1 protein-coding gene is annotated in these 549 nt (G+C 60.8%); it reads left to right on the top strand.

Annotation, left to right across the window (positions count from 1 at the left end; all coding sequences use genetic code 11):
• Nucleotides 1–142: 142 nt before the first annotated feature.
• A partial coding sequence (locus KY379_RS27225) for a helix-turn-helix domain-containing protein (RefSeq protein ID WP_261242888.1) occupies nt 143–549 on the top strand: 407 nt, incomplete at its 3' end.

The following is a 549-nucleotide window of genomic DNA, read 5'->3' as shown; positions in this document are numbered from 1 at the left end:
GTGTCATTTTCAGAAGACGACTGCACCAGTTGATTGGGCGTAATGGCTGTTGTGCAGCCAGCTCCTGACAGTTCAATATCAGAAGTGATCTGCACCAATCTCGACTATGCTCAATACTCGTGTGCACCAAAGCGAGGTGAGCATGGCGACGGACACCCCACGGATTCCAGAACAAGGCGTGGCCACTCTGCCTGATGAGGCTTGGGAGCGTGCGCGCCGTCGTGCGGAGATCATCAGTCCGTTGGCGCAGTCGGAGACGGTCGGGCACGAAGCGGCCGATATGGCGGCTCAGGCGCTGGGCTTGTCTCGGCGCCAGGTATACGTTCTGATCCGGCGTGCCCGGCAAGGCAGCGGCCTCGTGACGGATCTGGTGCCCGGCCAGTCCGGTGGAGGTAAAGGTAAGGGGCGCTTGCCGGAACCGGTCGAGCGCGTCATCCACGAGCTACTGCAAAAGCGGTTCCTGACCAAGCAGAAGCGCAGCCTAGCGGCCTTTCACCGCGAAGTCACTCAGGTGTGCAAGGCTCAAAAACTGCGAGTGCCGGCGCGCAA

Origin of the sequence: Pseudomonas sp. HD6422 (assembly GCF_025377065.1) — a bacterium.
In the GTDB taxonomy this organism is placed as follows: domain Bacteria; phylum Pseudomonadota; class Gammaproteobacteria; order Pseudomonadales; family Pseudomonadaceae; genus Aquipseudomonas; species Aquipseudomonas putida_U.
Note: the sequence above shows the minus strand (reverse complement) of the source record. Positions and strands in the feature narration are given on the sequence as shown.